Source organism: Agromyces binzhouensis (assembly GCF_004135055.1).
Classification (GTDB): Bacteria; Actinomycetota; Actinomycetes; order Actinomycetales; family Microbacteriaceae; genus Agromyces; species Agromyces binzhouensis.
The window spans coordinates 1-4366 of record NZ_SDPL01000264.1; the positions used below are offsets into that span (position 1 = coordinate 1).

Below are 4366 nucleotides of genomic sequence, written 5' to 3' on the forward strand. Positions count from 1 at the left end.
GTCCGCGGGGGCGCGCAGGGGACGGGCCGGGGGCGCGATCGCGCTCCCGGCCCTCGTCGTGCCCGGTCGTGCCGCGCTCCCGTCTCGGCATGCCGAGCTGCGCCCGTCGCGGCGCGTATCGTTGACCCCGACGCCGCGGCGTCGCGAGAGGGGACCATGCCGAAGATCGTCGACCACGACGCGCGCCGCCTCGAGATCGTGCACGCGACCTGGCGCCTCATCGCCGAGAAGGGCTTCCGCGCCACCACGATGCGCGAGATCGCCAGGGCGTCGGGTGTCGCGAACGGCGGGCTCTTCCCCTACTTCCGCAACAAGGAGGAGCTGATCGGGGCGACGTTCGAGCACGTCTTCGCCGCCACGAACGAGCGCTTCGCGGCCGTCCGTGCCGACCTCGAGGGCATGGCGGCCCTTCGCGAGCTGATGCTGCAGATCTTCCCGCTCGACCAGGAGCGGATCCTCGAGGCCCGCATCGTCATCCCCTTCTGGGAGTACGCGGCCAACGAACCCGACCTGCTCGCCCTGCACGAGCGCACCATGGACCAGTGGCGGGTCGAGATCGGCAGCCACCTCGCCGACGCGAAGCGCCTCGGCGAGATCCGCGACGACGTCGACATCCCCGTCGTCGTCGACCACTTCATGGCGATGCTCGACGGCGTGCAGGTCATCGCCGTCGTCGCCCCGGCGAGCGCCGCGGCCGACCGGCTGACCCGGTTGCTCGACGGGTACCTCGACCTGCTGCGCTGATCGCGACGGGCGGATGCCGGCGGGCGGCCTCACGGCTCAGTTGATGATCTCGCCCCGCTCGTCCGCGGCGAGCACGGCCAGTCGTTCCCGCCACGCCTGCAGCGCGTCGGGTGCGAGCCGGGTCCAGTCGGCGACCTCGCCGACGACCCGCAGCGGCTCGGTGCTCCGGTAGGACCGGGTCGGGTTGCCGGGGAACTTCCTGTCCGTGACGTTCGGGTCGTCCTCGAACGGCCCGGTCGGTTCGACGGCGTAGACGCGCGGCGCACCGTCGCCGGCGGCGAGTTCGGCAGCGAGCCCGGCGCCCTCCGGGAGCGCGGTGAAGTAGACGTGGTTCATGACCACCTCCGGGCGGTAGTTCGAGCGGAACCCCGCCGTGAGCAGGTCCCCGACCCGCAGGTCGGCCTTCGTGCCGTGGTAGAACGGCCCCTCGTCCAGCACCTCGCCCATCGGGCCAGCGTAGACCCACCGCCGATCACCGGTCCCATGACTCCCGCCGCCCCTCGCCGATCCCGTTGGCCACTCAACCTGGAGGCTGACGCGACGCCTCACGGACGATCCCTCAGCGCGACGTGGAGGCCGCCGATGATGTCGGGTGCCGGTCGTCGTCAGAGATCGAGGAAGTCACCCAGCCACATCCGCACGGCTCCGAGACAATCGGTCGATACCTGACCCGAGATCCTCGTGAGCCGGTCACGCGAGAGGGTTCGCGGTTGCTCGGTCATGATCCATGAGGGCCGATCGAGACCGCTGTGCCCGTCGACCCGGACGTGGTTGGGCCATCCACGGTCGGTGGTCGTGATCGGCAGCACGATCGCGAGGGTCGTGACCGCGTCCAGGTATCCGGCGGAGGCGATCACCAGCACCGGCCTGTGGCCACCCTGCTCCCGACCACGAACAGGCTCGAGCGATGCCCAGGCGATGACACCGGGAGCGAGTTGCGCCTCGGTCACGACTGGGCGTCGGCCAACTCGGTGCGCTCCCAGTCCGCCGACTCCCGAGCGTGCGAGTCCGCCTGCGCGGCCGCCGACGCGGAGACTGCCGCCTTCAAGGTGCTCAGCCGCCACCTGCGGTCCTCCTCGTCCGCGAGGTGCGCAAGGTGCGCGCCGAGCGTGAGCCCGTCGCGTGCCGCCTGCTCCTTGAGGCGGTCGCGGAGCTCATCGCTCACCTTGATCGTCGTGGTCATACTCTGAGTATACCGTCGTGGCTGCCACGCAGGCGATCCCTCAGCGAGGCGACGTTCGCCAGGTGGGCGGCGTGAGGCGTCCGCTGATCAGTCGCTGGCCGATGATTTCGGCGCGAGTGCGGACAGCATGCTCGTCAGCGAACCGATTTCGACGGTACGCGGATCCGCAGTGAAGTCGTGTTCGGTCTGGAGGTCGTAATAGGCGTGCAGCAATGTGCTCTCGATCACCTCGTCGATCCGAGAGTGCCGCACCGCCTCCTGGAGGCTGACATGCGCGACGTCAGCCTCGAGGTCGTCGGCGACGATGTCGACGAAACCGACCGAGAGGATCTCGCGGGAGTCGTCGACGGAGACGGCGTTGAACACCCGAGCAGGGACGCCGAAGCCCTTGTCGGCCTCCCACGCGCTGATGAAGTCGTCGAAGGTCGCGCCGTCGCGCAGGCGGCGACGAAAGATCGCGATGATCACGGCCCCGAGAGTACCGCGGACGTTGATCCGCGCACCATTCCCGGTCCGCCGGCGACGCACGACCGATCCGTCAGCGCGGCGCTCCGGTCCCTGACAGAAGGAGATAACGTGATACGTTACCCCCAAACGGGGGACACTCTCCGTCCATGATCAAGGGAGATCAACCTGAACAATCGCTCGCGTCTCAGGTCTCGAATTGCGGCAGTCGTGCTCGCTTCCGCTGCTCTATTTGGCCTTTCGGCGGGTCCGGCGTCGGCTGCAGTCGAGGGCATATGCGCCTACGAGTACCAAGGGCGCTGTGTCAGCTGGGTGACTGACCAGTACACCTGCTACCACGTCTTCCAGACGACCACGAGCGGCTTCAAGCATCAGGCCTGCACTATCTGGAAGACCCAGGGCATCGTGACGGTCATCCCGTGATGCACGGCAGGGGGAACGTTCGCTCTCAATTCGTGAGCGTTCCCCTTGCACTCGGAGTCCTCATCAGTATCTCCGGTTGTGCACCCGCGGATTCGGGTGCAATCGCCGCGGTGTGTGGGGCTTTCGAACCAAGCTGGAACAGCCTCGTCGCCACTCGTCTCTCGTCCACGGACCCTGCCGACGTTGCACAGGTTCGAAAGAACGCGGTCGAGGTGTGGGCGGAGATAAGCCGCGGACCGGGTCCGGATGACATCACAGGGATGATTGGAACCGCGGCCGATCACCTCATGAACGCGTGGAACGCCACGACTACATCCAGTCGGCTCGGCTACGAGCGATCCCTAGTGAACGCCTCAGCGTACGTCGTCGGTCGCTGTTCAGCGGAGGGGTTTCCAATAGAGCTGGATGAGCTACCTATGCCGCTGCGGCCCGGAGCGCCGTAGTGCACTACCGGTCAGTCGGCGGCGCACGGACGATCCCCCAATGCAAGGCCGGGCAGACAGAAGCCGGAACCCTATCCGGACCACGGCTGGCACCGATCAGCGCCAAAGCTGAGCCCGCCGAGGCCGAGCACGTCTTGGTCGAGTACCTCGCGGCGAACGAGCGCGGCGGCCGTTTCTAGGGTCGCCACGGCTTCCTCTTCAAGTGCCGGAGGCAGAGTGGCGTGGGTGATCCGCGCGTCAACATCATCTGACGAACGCAGGCTCTCCGCGTGTCGAAGTGGCCGTCGATCGCGGTACGGTCACGTCCCACGCGCACCGCACGATCCTTTAGCCAGCTTGGGTCACAAGCCGAGCAGCCGCGGAACCGACAGGTAGAACCGCTTCGTCCCCGAGTCGGTCTGCGCTTCGGCGACTCGTTCGACTGCCGCGATGAACTCACGGCGGCCGTCCTCGTCGAGCTGATCCAGCGAATCTGCAACAGACTCGATTCCGTTGACGGCGACATCGGGATCAATCTCCGAGTCAGGCGAGTTCTCGAGCAGCGCGATGGCCGCGAGGATGCTCTCCACGAGGGGGTCGATATTCATGAACGCGACTTGCCTCTCACCTCGTTGGGACCGCCCCATATGACCTGCACGTCAGTCAGACGCACTTCTTCGGCGAGGTCAACCCCAAACTTGACGAAGAGGTCGTTGGGTGATTCGTCGATCCTCAATCGAGAATTGGTCAGGGGCGGTATTCGCCCCTTGGCGAGTCGCGGTGATCTTCCGGTCCGGCGAGTGGCGTTCCGCCACCTGAACCGAGCGCCGTCAGCGCAGTCGCCAAGCTGGCGAAGAGCGACGTCACAACTCGCGTGAAGGTCGACTTGGAGCCTCGGTTCGTCATGGATGCCTCCAGCACGAGCCTAGCGACGCAGGTTACCCACAGTCACCTGTTCGGATCCTCTTGCGGGGCGTCGATGGCTGACTGCCTTGGGCACTTGCGTAGTCTCGACAGGTGACCGACCCCGCAGATACGGATGCGCGACGATCGAAGGTGATCTGGCGCGCAGACCAATACCTGGGGGAATCCGACGCATACGTGGCGGCGACGCAGCTCGAGGCGCGCG

Annotated in this window: 6 protein-coding genes; 1 reads left to right on the forward strand and 5 read right to left on the reverse strand. The window is 66.8% G+C overall.

Going from position 1 to position 4366, the window contains the following annotated elements; all coding sequences use genetic code 11:
- Positions 1 to 156: 156 nt before the first annotated feature.
- Positions 157 to 744: a TetR/AcrR family transcriptional regulator gene (locus ESO86_RS12145; protein ID WP_129235265.1), complete on the forward strand. Its 588-nt coding sequence runs from the start codon at positions 157 to 159 to the stop codon at positions 742 to 744.
- Between the two features lie 36 nt (positions 745 to 780).
- Here the strand turns inward: ESO86_RS12145 and arr are convergent, their stop codons facing one another.
- The 5 genes from arr to ESO86_RS12170 all read right to left on the reverse strand — a co-directional run bounded on the left by arr (position 781) and on the right by ESO86_RS12170 (position 3827).
- Complete coding sequence (gene arr, locus ESO86_RS12150; RefSeq protein WP_129235266.1) at positions 781 to 1191, reverse strand: NAD(+)--rifampin ADP-ribosyltransferase; 411 nt, start codon at positions 1189 to 1191, stop codon at positions 781 to 783.
- Positions 1192 to 1349: 158 nt separating this feature from the next.
- Positions 1350 to 1694 carry a type II toxin-antitoxin system PemK/MazF family toxin gene (locus ESO86_RS12155; protein ID WP_207207111.1) on the reverse strand — a complete coding sequence of 115 codons (345 nt, stop codon included), beginning with the start codon at positions 1692 to 1694 and terminating at the stop codon, positions 1350 to 1352.
- Entirely contained in the window at positions 1691 to 1927 is a 237-nt protein-coding gene (locus tag ESO86_RS12160) for a ribbon-helix-helix protein (protein ID WP_129235267.1), read from the reverse strand. Before ESO86_RS12160 ends, ESO86_RS12155 begins: the two co-directional genes overlap by 4 nt.
- Positions 1928 to 2014: 87 nt before the next feature.
- Entirely contained in the window at positions 2015 to 2395 is a 381-nt protein-coding gene (locus ESO86_RS12165; protein ID WP_129235268.1) for a hypothetical protein, read from the reverse strand.
- Positions 2396 to 3599: 1204 nt separating this feature from the next.
- The gene (locus ESO86_RS12170) at positions 3600 to 3827 is read right to left on the reverse strand and encodes a hypothetical protein (RefSeq protein WP_165307746.1); all 228 of its coding nucleotides are present in this window, start codon (positions 3825 to 3827) and stop codon (positions 3600 to 3602) included.
- Positions 3828 to 4366 lie beyond the last annotated feature (539 nt).